Origin of the sequence: Burkholderia sp. F1 (assembly GCF_050813845.1) — a bacterium.
GTDB classification, from domain to species: domain Bacteria; phylum Pseudomonadota; class Gammaproteobacteria; order Burkholderiales; family Burkholderiaceae; genus Burkholderia; species Burkholderia ubonensis.
Genome location: NZ_CP172421.1, coordinates 1,945,974 through 1,962,998 on the forward strand (window position 1 = coordinate 1,945,974; position 17,025 = coordinate 1,962,998).

The following is a 17,025-nucleotide window of genomic DNA, read 5'->3' on the forward strand; positions in this document are numbered from 1 at the left end:
TCCATGAGTACGCCAGAATACGCGGTGCGTTGTCGCCAGATCGAGAAGGTGTTTGGAACCGGCGAGACCGCCGTGCGTGCGCTGCGCGGCGTCGACTGGGATGTTCCGCTTGGCGAGATCAGCATGCTGGTCGGACAGAGTGGCTGCGGCAAGACCACGCTGCTGATGGTCCTCACGGGACTACTTGACGCGACTGCCGGCACCGTGGAGATCCTCGGTGAAGCGTTGCATGCGCTGCGCGGGGCGCGGGCAAATTCGTTCAGGCTGCAAAACATCGGCTTCATATTTCAGCAGTACAACCTGCTGCCGGCGTTGACCGCCGCGGAGAACGCCGCGGTGCCGCTCTTCGCTGCAGGGGTGCCGCGCCGTGCCGCCACAGCGCGCGGCCGTGCATTGCTGGAGAAGCTTGGGCTCGGTGCGCGCGCCGACGCGATGCCGGTCGAGCTGTCGGGCGGTCAGTTGCAGCGTGTCGCCATCGCGCGGGCGCTGATCAACGAACCGCGCGTGATCGTGTGCGACGAGCCCACCGCGTCACTCGACGCCGAATCCGGCCACGCCGTCATGGAGCTGCTGCACGGCGTGGCGATCTCCCCCGACCGGGCCGTGGTGATCGTCACCCACGACAACCGCATTTTCGAGTTCGCACACTCGATCACCTATATGGAGGACGGTCGCATCGTGCGCCGCGCTAACGGCAACGGGACCACCGGCGTCCGGCCGCCAGGAATTCCCGACTCGATGCAGTAAAGCCCGTCAGGAGCTCGCCATGTCCCTGCGCATACCCAGCCTGAAAATGATTCTTTCCAGTGTGGCGATCGTGTCGTTCGTCTGCGGCGGCGTTCTGGTGGCAAAGAACATTCAGGGAAAACAGCACACCTCGCCACCGGCCGCGCCCCCGGCAAGCAGCTTCGCGCGCTCGATCGGCGCCGAGGGCCTGGTCGAACCGAAGTCTGAGGACATCGGCGTGGCGCCAGTCGTGCCCGGACAAGTGATCGCGGTACGGGTCAGGGCGCAGCAGCATGTTCGAGCCGGAGACGTGCTATGGGAGCAGGACAGCCGCGAGCTTGCCGCGCAAATCGCGGTGCGCGAGGCAGAGGTGACCAACGCGCGGGCCGCGATGGCGGTCGGCGAAGCGGCACTGGCGGATGCACGCGTCCAGCTGACGTTGATCGAAAGCGTCAGCGACCGCCGCGCGATACGCGAGGAGGACCTGCAGCGCCGCCGAATCGCAGTGGATGCCGCCAAGGCACAGCTTGCGGCAAGCCGCGCCGCGCTGGCGCGCGCCACGGCGGCGCTGGCCGAGACCCACAGCGACCTCACGCGGCGGGTGGTGGTTGCGCCGATCAACGGTCAGATTCTCAAGGTCAACATTCGTCCCGGCGAATACGCGACAGTGCCAGCCCCGTCTCCGCTTGTGGTCATGGGGGACACATCGACCATGCATGTGCGCGTCGACGTGGCCGAAGAGGACGCGCCCCGTTTCGCGCCGGACCGGAGCGCCTATGCGTCGCCGCGTGGCGACGCCACCCGCCGCATCCCGCTGGAATTCGTCCGGCTCGAGCCGCGCCTGATACCGAAACGCAACCTGTCTGGCGATACCGCCGAGCGGATTGACACGCGAGTGCTGCAGGTGATTTACCGCATCGTCGGCACCGAGATCGTCTACGACGGCGAACTGATGGACGTGTATATCGATGCGCCGGCGATGCCGATCCGTCCGACGGGCACCGGCACCTCCACGGCGTCCGCGGGGGACCGCGCCTTTAATTGACCAGGGGAGCGCGCCGTGACTTCGCCAAGGCTAGTAGCCGTTTTCGCGCTGCTTGCGCTCTGTGGTTGCGTCAGCATGCCGAAGAATGAATCCGTTGCTGCCGCGACGTCGCGCTTGCCGTCCGCATGGCGTGCGTCGAACGCCAGCGACGATACTGTCGCCCTCGCGCAGTGGTGGGACAACTTCGCGGACGCGCCACTGCGCGCGCTCCTCGACAAGGCGCTGGTGCACAACTACGATCTGAAAGCCGCCATCGAGCGCACACGAGAGGCGCGCGCGCAAAGCACCATCGCCCGCAGCAACCTGTTTCCCGAACTGGACGTCGGCGCAAACGCGAGCCGACAACGATCGCACCTGCCCCCGCCCGTAGGGATCGCGTCCGATGCGGGTGGTGGCGTGAGTGGAACTTGGGTCGTCGACATCTTTGGCGGTAACCAGCTCGCCGCGCTCGCCGCGACCGCGCAGGCCGAAGCGACGGATGAGGCGCGGCGCGATTTCGAGGTCGCGCTGATGGCGAACGTCGCAACTGCTTATATGCAGTTGCGCGGATTGCAACGCCAGCGCGCAATCCTCGACGAAAACATCTCGGTGCGTGCAGACACACTGCATTTGACGCAAGTGCGCTATCGGGCCGGCCTGGCCACGGACCTCGACGTGGCCCGGGCGCAAACACAGCTTCAGCAGGCCCAGGCCGCAGTGCCCGGGGTGCAGCAGCAGATCGACGATCATCTGGGCACGCTGGCCGTGCTCAGCGGGGACCCGCCGGAATCGATCGAACGCACGCTGCTCGACGCGGGGGCGATCCCGCCGGTGTCGCCCCCGCTGCCGCGCAGCGCGCCGGGCGATGTACTGGAACGACGCCCGGATCTGCGCGGGGCCGCGCGCCGTATCGACGCGGCCGCAGCCAGTCTGGGCTCCGCGAAAGCCGATCTGCTGCCCAAATTCACGCTGTCCTTCGGCGGGTCGATCGATCGCCTTACCTATCGCGGCATGCCGCCGGTAACGGACCACCTGTTCAATCTCGGGCTGGGGATATTTTGGCCGCTTTTCAACGCAGGGCGCATTCACGCGAACATCGCCGCACACGGCGCAGCACTGCGCGAGGCGGAATACGCGTTCGATCAGGCGCTGCTCAATGCGTTGCAGGACGTCGAATCAGCCTACACCGATGTGCGTGCGCAACGGGAGCGCGGTGTGCGCCTGACGCTTGCTGTCGACTCGGCGCGGCGTTCGTCAACGCTCGCGCAGGCCTTGTACGAGGCAGGCGAGGCAGACTTTCTGTCCGTCCTCGACGCCCACACCCAACTGCTCGACACGCAGCGCGACCTGGTTCAGGCCCAGACCGACGCCGCAGTGAGCGCCGTTTCGCTCTATCGCGCGCTCGGTGGTGGCTGGCAAGATCCGCCTGAACAGCCGGCGGGGCTATGAATGCCCGGATGACCGCTCGACACTCAGACGCCGTCATTGAGTTCTAGTTGTGTCGAATGGCCGAAGTGGGTGGCGGATTCAACCGGCCGACCCTGAAAAGAACCGGGAGCAGGTCTTGGCGTAGCTTTCTAATCGAGGTCTTGTCACATAAGGCGAAAAGACCTATGCATCATTGGAGTGGCGTTTGCAGGTACGTCGGTGGGTTGGGTGCTCATGTGACGGGCAAAGTTGCTTTGGCAGTCCGAGCGTACCAGCGCCCCGGATGCGCCTCGGCGAAGCTCACCGATTGGCCGGTTGCTTGTGTCGGAAACCCTTCGATCAACCGCGAAGGCATCCTCTGTCGCCAGTCGGCGAAACATACTTTCGTTCACTCGACTGGCGCAATGCTCATAAGGTTCACTGGCGGTCCGGCAAGCCTTGCGCCGAACTCATGAAATTGACGCTGATTCGCGCCTCCTCGATGGCTGGGTCCTTGGGCACACAGTGCACCCAGTCCTGTTGGGATCGCCCTCCCATCACCACAAGGTCGCCAGCAGAGGGTTTAAAGGCAATGGAACGACCGCCTTTTATCGGCTTGATCAGGAACCGGCGGGTAGTCCCGAGCGTCAAGACGGGTACGATGCAGTCCAGCTTCCGACAGGAGCGATGGTCGCGGTGCCAACCGGTACTGTCCTGCCCGTTGCGATAGAGGTTCATCCATAAGCCGTCGTAAGCCACGCCGTAGTGACTTGAGAGCGCGTGAACGGCTTGTAGGAGGGTTTGCTCCGGCACGTCGCCAATATTTTGATAGACCGCTGTCATGCGTGGCTCGCGAACAACTTTATTGAATATTCGTCGATCGTGCTCGCACCACGGAACATTGTTGCGCAACTGCTCATAGAGCACGGAAGCTCCCGAAATCCAGCCGGGCACGACTTCCACCCAGGAATGAGCGTCGAGAGCGAAACGTCTTGCCGTTCGAAAAGACGCATCGATTGTGAAATGGGCGTTGCTGCTTCCAAACAACTCACTCTGAGCATGCATCGGATTCGGTGTGTGAGAGTATTCATCGTGCAAATCGACCATTCGGTGGATACGAACGGCTGCCATACAGCCCCCGGCGCCTCGGGACGATTTTTCCATGCTGTTGCCCGGTGCGATACGGTGCGCCTGACAGCAAGCGCGCCGCATCGCATCCACACGCGGAGCTTTTAGCCGAAGCTTGCCGCTGGCAGCGATCCTTTCTCGACGAGCGATTGCATCGCATTCTCAAAACCGGACCAGGCGGCTGTCGCTAGAAACCCGCCCACACTGACACGCCGCACGCCGAGTTTCTCGAAGTCTGCGGCTTGCATGTTGGGGCTGACGAGGATTACGTTGACAGGCTTGGGTGCGACCGCCTTCACGATGGCCTCGATATCCTCCGGCTTGGAGGTGCCGGGTGCGTAAAGCACGTCCGCACCCGCCTGCGAATACGCCTTAAGGCGTTTCACAGTGGCATCGATATCGGTATTGCCGAGCAGGAAGCCTTCGGTGCGCCCGACCAGCATGATGGAGGGATCAACGGCATTGATCGCTTCACGTGCGGCCTTGAGTCGCTCGACAGCAACCGGAATGTCGTAGAGCTCATTGCCCTTGCGATCCTCGATGGACAGGGCGGCGATGCCGGTCTCGGCGGCCCTGCGTACATTGCGGCCGACACCGGCGACATCATCCGCGAAGCCCGCCTCGAAGTCGGCGTTGACCGGCAGGCGGGTGGCGGCGACGAGATCGCGCAGATTGGCGATCGTCTCGTCAACACTTGCCGTCAGGTCACCCTTGCCGAGCAAAAGCGACAAACCGTGGCTGGTCGACGCTATGGCCTTGAATCCGGCCCTTTCGAGCGCCTTTGCCTCTCCGGCAGTGGAGGCGTTCGGCAATACGAAGAAACTGTCATGCAGCTCGCGAAAGGCCGCACGCTTGGCGGTAGAGTCGGTCATGTCTTTCTCCCGTGGTTGACTACGGAAGGAAGGCTAAGGCGACTGGCATCGCCCGGCACTCCGTTTCTTGCTCTCCAAAACGAATCAGTGCCGCTGACTGCTGCTGGCCCCGACCCGGCTGGAGTTGACCCTGTAGTTCCGGACACAGCGTCACACTAAGGTTGCTGAATCCATCGAGCGCCGGAACTCGCGAGTCGAGCGGTATTTCAGCGCCCTATGGGGATGCTTCTCGTTGTAATGCTCGAGCGCGCCGGCAACGACTGGGCCAGCAGCATCGACCTGGGCGAGTCAGGATTGTGGTCGTCCCGCTTGGACCGGGTTCCGAACAGGACGTTGCTGGTCATCAGGCCTCTCGCACCGGACCAGCAATCCGCCTCCGCAGCCTTGTGGGACCTTGTCCCGCTATTGGGGCGGCCTTACTGCCATTCACCGGGATGACAGATCACCCAACCCGGATGGTAGCTATCCATGTCCGTATGACCCCAGCACCAGCCGTGCTGGCGAATGGTCTTCATCAACTGTTCGCGTTGTGCGCAGGCGCTCCCCGGAGCATATTGCCCGTCAGGCAATAGTCTCGGTGCCGGGCCGTTCCGGCATTTGTCATCGACCACTTCTTCCTGATGCATCAGTGCCTGGACGGCGGGTGGAATGGTGCGGGCTAACGTGGCCTTGTATTCGATGCAGGCTGGCGCCTTAGTATCGTTGGACTTGCGGGCACATTTGGACTGGAGTTTGTCGATGTTTCTCGATACTTCCGGCGGGTACGTCTCGGCGTGCGCTGTAGCAATACATCCAGCCAGCAACAGGCAGGCGGCGGCAAGTGATCTGATCAAAATCATTTCGCGTAGGACACGGTGCGTTCGGTAGCTCAGGAACTGGCGAATTATGGCATGTGCGCGTTTCAACGACCCGGCCGGCAATGGCGTTGAATTGAACTTCGCATAATGTGAACCATTCCCGGTGAGGCAATAAGCTACCGCGCCGCTCGTCGATTGACCGCTTGGGAGAAGTCTGAAGGGCCGTTCCGGGTCGCCTACGGCCCATCGCGTCCGGCGAATTGCTACCACTTTGGCGCGAGAGTAGGCCAGTCGCACGAACTCTGACGCACCCGCCCGGGCACCTGTGGCGCGACTGCATCCCAGTCGTTGATTTTCAGCGTGCACCGTTGCAATTGCCCTGGCCCCCTACGCATGCTGGGTTCGTGGAAAAATGGCGGCCGCCCGGGCTTGACGGAGCGGCGCGCCGGGCGGGAAGCCCGTCGTGAAGGCAAAGCGCCATTCGAAAAGCGAACGCGGCGGATGGGCCGCGTCGCTCGTCGGGAGGGCTCGGCGGGGGGCGCCGAGCCGCACGTTACCGGATCGCGACCGGGTTGATGTTGACCTGCGTCGAACCGATGTACAGCGGCTGGCCCAGCACGAACAGGAATTCCCATGCCTTGTCGCGCACGAGCGCGCGGCTGTCGATCAGCTCCAGGTTGTAGATGCCGCGCTTCGCGAGCATGTACTGGTTGATCGGGAATTCCTCCCGGGTGCCCGGGTTCGGATAGACCTCGGACGCCCAGGTGTCGCCGCCGAACGCGACGATGCCCTGGTCGGCCAGCCACTTCGCGGCTTCCATGCCGATGCCCGGCTCCACTTCCAGGAACTGCTTGTTGTCCTTGCCGATCAGCTCCAGCCAGCCGGTGTTGAACAGCACCACGTCGCCCTTGCGCAGGGTCACGCCTTCCTGCTTCAGCACGGCCTTGATGTCGGCCACGGTGAACTCGGTGCCGCCCGGGACGATCGGCTTGCCGTAGTACGCGGTCATGTCGAGCACCACGCCGCGCGTGACGATCGGCGGCACCTTCTCGACGCCGAGCTTCTTCACGCCGTCGACGGTGACGAAGTCGGCCGCCTTGTTGCCGTTGTAGTAGACGTTGTCGATGCCGATGTGGCCGATGCCGTTGAGCTGCGTGCCGACGCCGGTCCATGCGTTGACGAGTTCGTCGTTGAACGTGAACTTGTTCGGGCCGAGGCTCTTGCCGGCCTGCTGGCCGACCTGCACGTTGTACAGGCGGAAGCTGCGGTGGCGGAACGCCGGCAGGTTCTTGTCCACCGGCACGGCCAGCGGGTAGGTCTTGCCGGCCTTCACGAGGCCGACGGCCTGCTTGATGACGTCGGGCGTCAGCAGGTTGGCCGCGCCGATCTCGTCGTTCGGGCCGTAGACGGACGGATACCAGTCCGCCGCATGCGCCGCCTGCGACGCGGCGAACGGCAGCAGCGCGGCGAGCGCGAGTTTCGCGAGGGTCTTCTTCATCTTCGTTGGTCTCGTGTTTCGTTCAGGCCGCGGCTTCGGCCAGCGTCGGGTAGTCGGTCAGGCCGCGCGCATCGCCGCCGAACAGCGTGGTGCGGTCGTGCGGCGCGAGCTCGGCGCCGACGCGCAGGCGTTCGGGCAGGTCGGGGTTCGCGACGAACGGGCGGCCGAACGCGATCAGGTCGGCCCAGCCGGCGGCGATCGCTTCGCGAGCGCGTTCCGCGGTGTACTTGCCCGCATAGATCAGCACGCCGGGGTAGGCGGCGCGCAGCTTCTGCTTGAAATCGACCGGCATCAGCGGCGCATCGTCCCAGTCTGCTTCCGCGATATGCAGGTAGCCGACGCCGAGATCGGCGAGCAGCTTCGCGGCGGCGAGATACGTCGTTTCCGGATCGTCGTCGACGCAGCCGTTCAGCGTGGTCAGCGGCGCGAGGCGGATGCCGACGCGCGATGCGTCGCCCGTGCCCTCGATCAGCGCCTGCGCGACTTCGCCGAGGAAGCGCAGCCGGTTCTCGAGCGAGCCGCCGTATTCGTCCGTGCGCGTGTTGGCGTTCGAGTCGATGAACTGGTTGACGAGATAGCCGTTCGCGCCGTGCAGCTCGACGCCGTCGAAGCCGGCGTCGATCGCATTGCGGGCGGCGGCGCGATACTGGTCGACGATTTCGCGGATTTCCTCAACCGACAGCGCGCGCGGCTCGGAGGCCTGCACAAAGCCGGGCGTGCTGCCGTCCTCGCCCGCGATGAACACGTTCACGCCCGTCGCCTGCAGCGGCGACGACGACACCGGCTGCCGGCCGCCGAGCAGGCTCGTGTGGCTCAGCCGGCCGACGTGCCAGAGCTGCGCGAAGATGCGGCCGTCGGCGGCGTGCACGGCGTCGGTCACCTTGCGCCAGCCGGCGACGTGCTCGGGCGTATGAATGCCGGGCGTCCACGCGTAGCCCTTGCCGCGCGGCTCGATGTAGGTGCCTTCGCCGACGATGAGGCCGGCGCTCGCGCGCTGCGCGTAGTACGCGGCCATCAGGTCGTTGGCGACGTCGCCGGGCTGGCTCGCGCGCGAGCGGGTCATCGGCGGCATCACGATGCGGTTCGGCAGCGTCAGCGCGCCGAGTCGCAGCGGTTGAAACAAGGGATCCTGGGTCATGATGGGTGTCCTGTCAGGCCCGCGGCCTGCGGGCCGCGGACGGGTCTGGGAAAGTGCCGGGGCGATCAGTCCCACTTCGGCGCGAGGCCGGCGGGGTCGACTTCGCGGCCGTTGCGCTCGAGCGCGGCGATCTGCGCCATGTCTTCGTCGGTCAGGCGCAGCGTCTGCGCGAGCAGGTTGCTTGCGAGGTTCTCGCGCTTCGTCGACGACGGGATCACCGAGTAGCCGAGCTGCAGCGCCCACGCGAGCGCGACCTGGGCCGGCGTGGCCTGGTGTTTCTGCGCGATCGCGCCGATCACCGCGTTGCCGAGCACCTTGCCGTACGCGAGCGTCATGTACGACGTGACGTGGATGTCTTCGCGCTGCAGGAACTCGACCAGCTTGCGGTTCTGCAGGTACGGGCTCAGCTCGATCTGGTTGGTCGCGATCTCGCCCTTGCCGACGGCGGCGATCGCCTGCTTCGTCAGTTCGATGTTGAAGTTCGAGATGCCGATCTGGCGCGTCAGGCCCTTCGCCTTCGCGTCGGCGAGCGCGGTCATGAATTCCTCGATCGACACGCCGTTGCCGGGCGCCGGCCAGTGGATCAGCGTCAGGTCGACGTAGTCGGTGCGCAGCTTCTCGAGGCTTTCCTGAAGGCTCGGCACCAGCTTGTCCTTCGCATAGTTGTCGACCCAGATCTTCGTCGTCAGGAACAGCGCGTCGCGGCGCACGCCGGAAGTGGCGATCGCTTCGCCCACTTGCGCTTCGTTGCCGTAGATCTGCGCGGTGTCGATCGTGCGGTAGCCGAGCTCGAGGCCGTTGCGGACCGAATCGATGACGACCTGGTCTTGCAGGCGGAACGTGCCGAGGCCGAAAGCGGGAATCTTGCTCATGATGTGCTCCTTGGAGTGAAAGTGGACCGGGTTGATCTGACAGGCATTCTGGCGCCTGGCACTGATGAAATAAACGCCTCTAGAGGACAAAAATATTTGATTTAAAGTCAAATATGGATCATGCGACGGGCGCGTCCGCCGATGCGTGGAACGCCGGCAGGACTTCCGCGGCGATCTCGGCCAGCGTCTCGTCGAGCGGGCGGCGGTTGCGGCGCAAGTGCAGGCCGATGTGCTGCACGCCCGCGTCGCGCATCGCCGCCAGCTCCTCGCTCAGCGCGAGGTGTCCCGCGCGCGCGCCGAAGCGATGGCGCTGCAGCGGCTCGTGCGGATCGTCGGCGAGGTCGAGATGGATGAAGCTCGTGTACGGCTTGTCGCCCGCCACCGCGCGCCACGCGGCGACGCGGTGCCGGTGGTCGGCCGGCGTGCCCGGATACGCGAGGCAGCCGTCCAGGTGCGCGCCGATCCAGGCCGGCGTCTGCTGCGCCAGGCCCGCGACGAACAGTGGAATCGGCGTGCGCGCGGTAGGCAGCACGTCGAGGCCGGGCGGCAGATGCCCGCGCGCGCCGTCGCGCAACAGCGCGATCTGGTCGCGGAAGTTCGCGCCGCGCGCTTCGAAGTCGCGGCCGAACAGCGGGTATTCGACCGGCCGGTCGCCGCTCGCGACGCCGAGCAGCAGGCGGCCGCCGCTCAGCTCCTGGATCGTCGCGGCCGACTTCAGCGTCAGCAGCGGCTCGCGCAGCGGCAGCACGACGGCCGCCGTGCCGAGCAGGATGTCGCGCGTGATGCCGGCCAGGTAGCCGAGATACGAAAACACCTCGAACACCTGCGCGGCGTCGCCGAATGCGGGGTCATACACCGGCACGTCGCGCACCCAGAGCGCGCGAAAGCCGAGCGTGTCCGCGAGCTGCGCGAGGTCCGCGTGGATCTCCAGGTCGGGCACGCCGGGGCGTCGCCCGTCGTGCTGGCGCTTCGCGTCGCCCGCGGGCGACCAGTCGTTGTCGAGCGGCAGCTCGATGCCGATGCTGAAGCCGCCGCGCGCCAGTTTGCCGAGGGGAGTGGACATGGTCGGGAAGATCCGTTTCAGAGCGCGCGCAGGCTGCCCTCGAGCCGATAGAAGTCGAGCGACGGCGCGGTGAAGAACGAGCGCGACGTGCCGGCCGCGAAGTCGTCGATGTGCACGACGGTCGCGCGGTCGGCTTCCTGCCACGAGATCGCGTAGATCTCGCCGGCGACGTGCTGCCACGTATAGGCGACTTCGCCCTTCGCGCCGGTGAAGTCGCCTTCGGTGATTTCGTAGCGCATGTGGACGCCGTCGTCGGCGTACGCATTGATCGCGGTGAGCCCCGCGTAGCGGACTTCGAAGGTCTTGCCGGCAAACGGCGGAAGTTGGGTCGGTGCGTTCATGGTGGTGATCTCCGGTGGGTAGCGAAAGGGTTCAGTGGGCGAGTTCGGCGGATTCGGCGGGCTCGGCGGGCTCGGCGGGCTCGGCGGTGCGCTCGGGCAGGCCGGCGCGCTGGTCGAGGCGGCCGCTCAGCGCCGTGAGCGCGAACGCGCCGAGCGTGACGACCGCGGCGATCCACGGCGTATGGCCGAGGCCGACGTGCGCGACGATCAGGCCGCCGAGCGACGAGCCGCCCGCGACGCCCAGGTTGAAGGCGGCGATGTTGAAGCCCGACGCGACGTCGGTGGCGTCCGGCGCGAAATGGCGCGCCTGCTTGACGACGTAGACCTGCAGGCCCGGCACGTTGCCGAATGCGACCGCGCCCCAGGCGAGCATCGTCAGCACCGCGAGCCACTTGACGTGAACCGTGAAGGTCAGCGCGAGCAGCACGACGGCGAGCAGCAGGAAGATCCGCTTGAGCGCCTTGACGGGGCCGACGCGATCCGCGAGCTTGCCGCCCCACACGTTGCCGAACGCGACCGACACGCCGTAGCCGACGAGCACGAGGCTGACCTGCGACGGCGTGAAGCCGGCGATCTGCTCCAGCAGCGGGGCCATGTACGTGAACGCGATGAGCGAGCCGCCGTAGCCGACCGCCGTCATCGCGAACACGAGCAGGAGGCGCGGCTGCGCCAGCACGCGGAACTGCCTGGCGAGCGGCGCGGGTTCCGTTTGCGGCAGGCCGCGCGGCACGAACGCGACCGCGCCGAGGAACGCGACGAGGCCGAACAGCGCGACGACCAGGAACGTCGCGCGCCAGCCGACGTGCTGGCCGATGAAGGTGCCGAGCGGAATGCCGGCGACGAACGCGACGGTCATCCCGCTGAACATCGTCGCGATCGCGCTCGCGGCCTTGTCTTTCGGCACGAGCGTCGTCGCGATGATCGAGCCGACCGAGAAGAACACGCCGTGCGCGAGGCCCGTGAGGATGCGCGCGACGATCAGCGATTCGTAGCCGGGTGCTTGCCACGCGACGAGGTTGCCGACGGTGAACAGCGCCATCAGCCCGGCGAGCAGCGTCTTGCGCGGCACGCGGCCCGTCAGCGCGGTGAGCAGCGGCGCGCCGATCGCGACGCTGAGTGCATAGAGGCTGACGAGCAGGCCCGCGGAGGGCACGCTGACGCCGAGATCGGCGGCGATCGTCGGGATCAGCCCGACGATCACGAATTCGGTCGTGCCGATGGCGAATGCGCTGATCGTCAGCGCGAGCAAGGCAAGGGGCATGATGGGCGCTCCGGGTTCCAGTAAGGATGGAGCGCAGTGTGCCGAGTTTATTTTTGCGGAAAAACTGGTCGATTCGCCAAATTGTTTTGATTTGAAGTCAAGAATCGAAGTGGGCGGCGCGGGGGCGGATCCCTCGGCGGAATTGTCCCTCCCGGTTCAAAAGAGTTTTCGTGATGCGCCTCTTTCCCGCGTATCGCCGCGCGCCGATACTGGCCGGCCGTCGACAGCTCACCCGCGTCGACGATGGAGCGAAATATGAAGATATTCATTACGGGCGTCACGGGCTATATCGGCGGATCGATCGCCGCGCGACTGGTCGCGGACGGCCATGCGGTCTCGGGCCTCGTGCGCGATGACGACAAGGCGCTGGCGCTGGAGGCGGTCGGCGTCGCGCCGATCATCGGCACGCTGGATGACGCGACGCTGCTGTATTCGACCGCGCGCAGCGTCGATGGCGTCATCAATGCGGCGAGCAGCGATCACGGCGGCGCCGTCGACGCGCTGATCGCCGGGCTGAGCGGCTCGGGCAAGACGTTGCTGCATACGAGCGGAACCAGCGTCATCGCGGACGACGCGCAAGGCGAGCACGGCGCGGGCACGGTATTCGACGAGTCCACGCCGTTCGTGACGCCGCCGGAAAAGGCCGAGCGCCGCGCGATCGACCAGCGGGTACGCTCGGCGGCGAAGCTCGCCGTGCGTTCGGCGGTCATTTGCAACAGCATGATCTATGGCGTCGGGCGCGGGATGCGGCGCGACAGCGCGCAGATTCCGCTGCTGGCCGCCAAGGCGCTGGAATCCGGTGCGGTCCGCGTGATCGGCAAGGGCCTGAACCGCTGGTCGAACGTCCACATCGACGACGTCGTCGAGCTTTACGTGCGCGCGCTGGCGGCCGCGCCGGGCGGCTCGTTCTATTTCGCGGAGAACGGCGAAGCGTCGCTGCACGAGATCGGTACGGCGCTTGCGGAGCGGCTCGGCATGCCGCCCGTCGTGCCGTGGGATATCGCCGACGCGGCCGAAGCGCTCGGCCATTCGCGCGCGCATTTCTCGCTGGCGTCGAACAGCCGCGTCAACGCGGATCGCGCACGGCAGGAGCTGGTGTGGACGCCGCGCCACGCGTCGGTCATCGACTGGATCCGCGACGAGATGCCCGTTCGGGCCTGAGTCCCTTTCGTCTGACGTTGCGCGGCCCGGCGCTCTTGAAACGAAATCAAAAATGATTCGCGCTGGCTCACGCTTATCAAAGCGGTGCCGCGGCTCTATCGTCTGGACTCCGCAAACCCCGCAGAAGATTCCCCATGAAGACCACCCTCGACGAGATGCTCGCGTTCGTGACCATCGCGGATACCGGCTCGCTGACCGGCGCGGCCGACAAGCTCCATCAGCCGACCTCGGTGATGAGCCGGATCCTCCGGCGCCTGGAGGAGAAGCTCGATACGACGCTGATCCGGCGCACGACGCGCCGACTGGAGTTGACCGAGGAGGGCAAGGTCTTTCTCGAGCGCGCACGCGACATCATCGCGTCGGTAGAGCTGGCCGAGGAGCAGATCATCAGCCAGCGGGAGACGCCGGCGGGCCGCCTCAGGATCAACGCGGCGATGCCGTTCATGCAGCATGTGATCGCGCCGCTGATTTCCGGCTTCCGTGAAGCCTACCCCGGGATCGAGGTCGAGCTGCATACGAGCGATGAAATCATCGATCTGCTCGAGCACCGCACCGACGTCGCGATACGGATCGGCGATCTGCGCGACTCGACACTGCACGCCCGAAAGCTCTGCAGCAGCCGGTTGCGCGTTCTCGCGAGCCCAGCCTATCTCGAGAAGGCCGGCGTACCGAAGCGCGTGGCCGATCTGGCCAACCATACGCTGCTGGGTTTCGCGCAGCCGGAGGCGTTGAACAACTGGCCGCTGCGCACCGCGGACGGCGGCGATGCGTACCGGATTCGCCCCGCGCTGCAGGCGTCGAGCGGAGAGACGTTGCTGACCCTCGCGGTCAACGGCGCGGGCATCGTGTGTCTCGCGGACTACATGACGAGCACGCATCGCGACAACGGCAGCCTGGTCGAGCTGCTCGTCGACGACACCATCGAATTTCGTCAGCCGATTCACGCGGTCTACTATCGCAACACGACACTGTCGCTGCGCATTTCCAGCTTTCTCGACTATGTCAGCACGCAGATGAAGCATGGCGGTGATATATGATCGCTTTTTCTGTGTATTGGAAATGCCGCCATGCAAGTGCTGGTCGATGCTGACGCTTGTCCCGTCGTGATCAAGGACATGTTGTTTCGGGCTGCGCGTCGTGCCGAAGTCCAAGTGACCCTGGTCGCGAACCAGTATTTGCGCACGCCGCCATCGCCCTTTATCAAGGCGCTTCAGGTACCGGCGGGCTTCGATGCCGCCGATGCCCGCATCGTCGAGCTGGTCACTGCCGGCGACCTCGTGATTACTGCGGACATACCGCTTGCCGCCGCCGTCCTCGACAAGGGCGCTCATGCGCTTGACCCGCGCGGAAGCTGGTTCAGCCGCGAGAATATCGAGGAACGCCTGTCGACGCGCGCGATGCTGGACCAGCTTCGCAGCACGGGCATCGATACGGGCGGGCCGGCGCCCTATAGCGCGCGGGACAGCAAGGCGTTCGCGGGACAACTCGACCGGTTCCTCGCACGTCGCGGCACGCTGCCCGGCGGAGCCGCGTGATATCCGTCGGGTGCCGAATGATTCGAAGATAAAACGGCGACCGACGTGTTCCTCTATTCGGGCCCTTGACCTTGAGGTTGAGTTCAACCTTAAAGTGCTTGCTGACCGCAGGGAGTCAGCAGGCTTCGGGTGTTGCCTGCCACGGTCGATCATCGAGGAGGGGCAGCGAACATGGACAGGCGGTTTGCACTGGTCGAATTCGGGCCGCACAAGGTCGACGTGCCTGAAGGCGGGTACGACGACCGATTCCGGATGAATCCGAACCTGGACGAGGTGGCGCGGGATCCCGCCGCGGAAAACATCGATCTTTTCCGTCGGATGCCGAAACGTCTGGTGGCTTCGAGGGCGGGCCCGACGTGGGCGCCGAACTTCTACTGCCGTTCCAGCAACATCCAGCTGTTGTTCCTTGCGCCGCTCGAACCACGCCCGCTCCAAAGGAATCGTCCATGACCACGCCGACCCATGATCTCGTCGTATTTGGCGCCACCAGCTTTGTCGGGCAAATCCTGACCCGCTACCTGTCCGAACACCTGTCGGGCGACGGCGAGACGCTGCGCTGGGCCATCGCCGGCCGATCGGAAACGAAGCTCAGGCAGGTCAGGGATTCGCTGGGCGCGGCGGGGCAGTCGTTGCCGATCATCGTCGCCGACGCGGCCGACGAAGCGCAGCTGCAAGCGCTATGTGCACAAACGCGGGTGGTCGTGTCCACCGTCGGACCCTATGCGCTTTACGGGGAGCCGCTGGTCCGGACGTGCGCGGAAAGCGGCACGGACTACTGCGACCTCACCGGCGAGACCCAGTGGATCAAGCGGATGATCGAGAAGTACGAGCCCGCGGCCCGGCAATCGGGGGCGCGCATCGTCCATTGCTGCGGCTTCGATTCGGTTCCGTCGGACATGGGCGTCTTTTTCCTGCAGCAACAGGCAAGGCGGCAGTGGGGCGTGCCGGCCGAGCAGGTGAAGATGCGTGTCAGAACGCTGAAGGGAGGGGCGTCGGGCGGAACGGTGGCGAGCGTGATCAACGTCGTTCGGGAAGCCGCGGCCGATCCTGCGTTGCGCAGGGCGCTGCTCGATCCTTATTCGCTGTGCCCGAAAGGCCATGGATTCACGGTGCGGCAGCACGCCGTCAGATCGGCCGAATTCGATCGCGACTGCGATGGGTGGATCGCCCCGTTCGTGATGGCGGCCGTCAACGAGCGTGTCGTGCATCGCTCCAACGCACTTGCGGGCAACGCCTATGGCAGCCGGTTCACCTATGACGAAGCCGTCATGACAGGCACGGGCCTCAAGGGCCGCCTGGCCGCCCTGACGATGGTGGCCGGCCTGGGCGCGTTCATGGCGGGCGTCGTCGTCAAGCCGGTGCGCAGCCTGATGGAGCGGTTCCTGCTGCCGAAGCCCGGCGAGGGGCCGAGCGTCGAGGCCCAGCTGGCTGGCCGCTACGATTTGCGTTTCTTCGGCCGCACCGGCGACGGGCAGACCTTGCGCGTGAAAGTCACCGGAGATCGCGATCCGGGTTACGGCTCCACGGGCAAGATGCTGGGCCAGGCAGCGATCAGTCTCGCGCTGGATTGCTGCCGGGACGGCGCGAAGACGGCGCGCGGCGGCGGCTTCTGGACGCCCGCCACGATGTTCGACGAGCGCTTTGTCGAGCGTCTGGTTCGTCATGCGGGGCTGCGTTTCGAGCGGATTTGAGCGCGCGTTGCATCCGCAAGGAAGCCGGGCGCGCGGTGGCAATGCGGTTCGTTGCTCGATGCTACGCTTGCCGACGCATCCCATAACCTTTACTGGCAAGCCGGGTCGGTGCACGCGTACTGGCAACGGCCGGTCTGCTGATTTCCGCGGTCGGCTATCTGGCGATGTTGCCGGCACTTGCCGCGCAGTCGCGCTGGGGCTCGCGTTGCCCATGTTGCTGGCAGGCAGCGGCATCGCCCTCACGATACCGACCATCACCGATGCGATGCTTGCCGCGGTATGCAGCGCGCAGTCGGGTATCGCATCGGGATTGATGAATGCCGCCCGCCAGGTCGGCGGCGTGATGGGCGTCGCGTTGTTCGGCTTCTTCGTCCGGCACACCGAGACGACGTCATTTGTTCACGGCATGGAGCAGGCGTTGGTCGTCTCGGTCCTGCTTCTGGCTATCGGCGCCGCAACGGCCTGGCGAAACCTGAACACCGCAACGGCCGTCAATCCGCGATGAACCGCT

The 17,025-nt window shown here is 65.6% G+C and carries 17 protein-coding genes and 1 pseudogene; 9 read left to right on the forward strand and 9 right to left on the reverse strand.

Annotation, left to right across the window (positions count from 1 at the left end):
• The first annotated feature begins 3 nt into the window (after positions 1 to 3).
• From ACFIMZ_RS09260 to ACFIMZ_RS09270, 3 genes are all read left to right on the forward strand, one after another.
• Complete coding sequence (locus ACFIMZ_RS09260) at positions 4 to 747, forward strand: ABC transporter ATP-binding protein (RefSeq protein WP_431822358.1); 744 nt, start codon at positions 4 to 6, stop codon at positions 745 to 747.
• A 19-nt stretch (positions 748 to 766) separates the two neighbouring features.
• On the forward strand, positions 767 to 1,771 hold the full coding sequence (locus ACFIMZ_RS09265; protein ID WP_431822359.1) for an efflux RND transporter periplasmic adaptor subunit: 1,005 nt from the start codon (positions 767 to 769) through the stop codon (positions 1,769 to 1,771).
• A 75-nt stretch (positions 1,772 to 1,846) separates the two neighbouring features.
• On the forward strand, positions 1,847 to 3,199 hold the full coding sequence (locus ACFIMZ_RS09270) for an efflux transporter outer membrane subunit (protein WP_431822360.1): 1,353 nt from the start codon (positions 1,847 to 1,849) through the stop codon (positions 3,197 to 3,199).
• Between the two features lie 396 nt (positions 3,200 to 3,595).
• On the opposite strand, the gene ACFIMZ_RS09275 is transcribed toward ACFIMZ_RS09270, so the two are convergent.
• The 9 genes from ACFIMZ_RS09275 to ACFIMZ_RS09315 all read right to left on the reverse strand — a co-directional run bounded on the left by ACFIMZ_RS09275 (position 3,596) and on the right by ACFIMZ_RS09315 (position 12,127).
• The gene (locus tag ACFIMZ_RS09275; RefSeq protein WP_431822361.1) at positions 3,596 to 4,288 is read right to left on the reverse strand and encodes an alpha-ketoglutarate-dependent dioxygenase AlkB; all 693 of its coding nucleotides are present in this window, start codon (positions 4,286 to 4,288) and stop codon (positions 3,596 to 3,598) included.
• A 101-nt stretch (positions 4,289 to 4,389) separates the two neighbouring features.
• A complete protein-coding gene (locus ACFIMZ_RS09280; RefSeq protein WP_431822362.1) occupies positions 4,390 to 5,157 on the reverse strand; it encodes an isocitrate lyase/PEP mutase family protein in 768 nt (255 codons plus the stop codon).
• 416 nt (positions 5,158 to 5,573) lie between these two features.
• Entirely contained in the window at positions 5,574 to 5,996 is a 423-nt protein-coding gene (locus tag ACFIMZ_RS09285) for a hypothetical protein (RefSeq protein WP_431822363.1), read from the reverse strand.
• A 511-nt stretch (positions 5,997 to 6,507) separates the two neighbouring features.
• The gene (locus ACFIMZ_RS09290) at positions 6,508 to 7,452 is read right to left on the reverse strand and encodes a cyclase family protein (protein WP_431822364.1); all 945 of its coding nucleotides are present in this window, start codon (positions 7,450 to 7,452) and stop codon (positions 6,508 to 6,510) included.
• 22 nt (positions 7,453 to 7,474) lie between these two features.
• Positions 7,475 to 8,590, reverse strand: coding sequence for an alkene reductase (locus tag ACFIMZ_RS09295; RefSeq protein ID WP_431822365.1), 1,116 nt, complete (start codon positions 8,588 to 8,590; stop codon positions 7,475 to 7,477).
• 65 nt (positions 8,591 to 8,655) lie between these two features.
• Positions 8,656 to 9,462: a 2,5-didehydrogluconate reductase DkgB gene (dkgB, locus tag ACFIMZ_RS09300; protein ID WP_431822366.1), complete on the reverse strand. Its 807-nt coding sequence runs from the start codon at positions 9,460 to 9,462 to the stop codon at positions 8,656 to 8,658.
• A gap of 118 nt (positions 9,463 to 9,580) precedes the next feature.
• Positions 9,581 to 10,525 (reverse strand): TIGR03571 family LLM class oxidoreductase, encoded by a 945-nt coding sequence (locus ACFIMZ_RS09305; protein ID WP_431822367.1) that lies wholly within the window; start codon positions 10,523 to 10,525, stop codon positions 9,581 to 9,583.
• A 17-nt stretch (positions 10,526 to 10,542) separates the two neighbouring features.
• Positions 10,543 to 10,866: a MoaF-related domain-containing protein gene (locus ACFIMZ_RS09310; RefSeq protein WP_431822368.1), complete on the reverse strand. Its 324-nt coding sequence runs from the start codon at positions 10,864 to 10,866 to the stop codon at positions 10,543 to 10,545.
• Positions 10,867 to 10,897: 31 nt separating this feature from the next.
• Positions 10,898 to 12,127 (reverse strand): MFS transporter, encoded by a 1,230-nt coding sequence (locus ACFIMZ_RS09315; RefSeq protein WP_431822369.1) that lies wholly within the window; start codon positions 12,125 to 12,127, stop codon positions 10,898 to 10,900.
• Positions 12,128 to 12,382: 255 nt separating this feature from the next.
• Here ACFIMZ_RS09315 and ACFIMZ_RS09320 point away from each other — a divergent pair, with 255 nt between their 5' ends.
• The 6 genes and pseudogenes from ACFIMZ_RS09320 to ACFIMZ_RS09345 all read left to right on the forward strand — a co-directional run bounded on the left by ACFIMZ_RS09320 (position 12,383) and on the right by ACFIMZ_RS09345 (position 17,019).
• Complete coding sequence (locus ACFIMZ_RS09320; RefSeq protein WP_431822370.1) at positions 12,383 to 13,288, forward strand: NAD-dependent epimerase/dehydratase family protein; 906 nt, start codon at positions 12,383 to 12,385, stop codon at positions 13,286 to 13,288.
• 134 nt (positions 13,289 to 13,422) lie between these two features.
• Positions 13,423 to 14,325, forward strand: a complete 903-nt coding sequence (locus tag ACFIMZ_RS09325; protein WP_431822371.1) for a LysR substrate-binding domain-containing protein — start codon at positions 13,423 to 13,425, stop codon at positions 14,323 to 14,325.
• Between the two features lie 30 nt (positions 14,326 to 14,355).
• Positions 14,356 to 14,823 (forward strand): YaiI/YqxD family protein, encoded by a 468-nt coding sequence (locus ACFIMZ_RS09330; protein WP_431822372.1) that lies wholly within the window; start codon positions 14,356 to 14,358, stop codon positions 14,821 to 14,823.
• A gap of 171 nt (positions 14,824 to 14,994) precedes the next feature.
• Positions 14,995 to 15,243, forward strand: a pseudogene (locus tag ACFIMZ_RS09335) (acetoacetate decarboxylase); the annotation flags it as partial.
• 26 nt (positions 15,244 to 15,269) lie between these two features.
• On the forward strand, positions 15,270 to 16,514 hold the full coding sequence (locus ACFIMZ_RS09340; protein WP_431822373.1) for a saccharopine dehydrogenase family protein: 1,245 nt from the start codon (positions 15,270 to 15,272) through the stop codon (positions 16,512 to 16,514).
• Positions 16,515 to 16,725: 211 nt separating this feature from the next.
• Positions 16,726 to 17,019: a hypothetical protein gene (locus tag ACFIMZ_RS09345; protein WP_431822374.1), complete on the forward strand. Its 294-nt coding sequence runs from the start codon at positions 16,726 to 16,728 to the stop codon at positions 17,017 to 17,019.
• Positions 17,020 to 17,025 lie beyond the last annotated feature (6 nt).

Bases quoted from the DNA above. Each gene is read 5' to 3' on its own strand.
- dkgB (WP_431822366.1), bottom strand. From the start codon at position 9,462: ATGAGCAAGATTCCCGCTTTCGGCCTCGGCACGTTCCGCCTGCAAGAC.
- ACFIMZ_RS09340 (WP_431822373.1), top strand. From the start codon at position 15,270: ATGACCACGCCGACCCATGATCTCGTCGTATTTGGCGCCACCAGCTTT.
- ACFIMZ_RS09280 (WP_431822362.1), bottom strand. From the start codon at position 5,157: ATGACCGACTCTACCGCCAAGCGTGCGGCCTTTCGCGAGCTGCATGAC.
- ACFIMZ_RS09260 (WP_431822358.1), top strand. From the start codon at position 4: ATGAGTACGCCAGAATACGCGGTGCGTTGTCGCCAGATCGAGAAGGTG.
- ACFIMZ_RS09315 (WP_431822369.1), bottom strand. From the start codon at position 12,127: ATGCCCCTTGCCTTGCTCGCGCTGACGATCAGCGCATTCGCCATCGGC.
- ACFIMZ_RS09285 (WP_431822363.1), bottom strand. From the start codon at position 5,996: ATGATTTTGATCAGATCACTTGCCGCCGCCTGCCTGTTGCTGGCTGGA.
- ACFIMZ_RS09330 (WP_431822372.1), top strand. From the start codon at position 14,356: ATGCAAGTGCTGGTCGATGCTGACGCTTGTCCCGTCGTGATCAAGGAC.
- ACFIMZ_RS09345 (WP_431822374.1), top strand. From the start codon at position 16,726: ATGTTGCTGGCAGGCAGCGGCATCGCCCTCACGATACCGACCATCACC.
- ACFIMZ_RS09270 (WP_431822360.1), top strand. From the start codon at position 1,847: ATGCCGAAGAATGAATCCGTTGCTGCCGCGACGTCGCGCTTGCCGTCC.
- ACFIMZ_RS09290 (WP_431822364.1), bottom strand. From the start codon at position 7,452: ATGAAGAAGACCCTCGCGAAACTCGCGCTCGCCGCGCTGCTGCCGTTC.
- ACFIMZ_RS09305 (WP_431822367.1), bottom strand. From the start codon at position 10,525: ATGTCCACTCCCCTCGGCAAACTGGCGCGCGGCGGCTTCAGCATCGGC.
- ACFIMZ_RS09295 (WP_431822365.1), bottom strand. From the start codon at position 8,590: ATGACCCAGGATCCCTTGTTTCAACCGCTGCGACTCGGCGCGCTGACG.
- ACFIMZ_RS09310 (WP_431822368.1), bottom strand. From the start codon at position 10,866: ATGAACGCACCGACCCAACTTCCGCCGTTTGCCGGCAAGACCTTCGAA.
- ACFIMZ_RS09325 (WP_431822371.1), top strand. From the start codon at position 13,423: ATGAAGACCACCCTCGACGAGATGCTCGCGTTCGTGACCATCGCGGAT.
- ACFIMZ_RS09320 (WP_431822370.1), top strand. From the start codon at position 12,383: ATGAAGATATTCATTACGGGCGTCACGGGCTATATCGGCGGATCGATC.
- ACFIMZ_RS09275 (WP_431822361.1), bottom strand. From the start codon at position 4,288: ATGGCAGCCGTTCGTATCCACCGAATGGTCGATTTGCACGATGAATAC.
- ACFIMZ_RS09265 (WP_431822359.1), top strand. From the start codon at position 767: ATGTCCCTGCGCATACCCAGCCTGAAAATGATTCTTTCCAGTGTGGCG.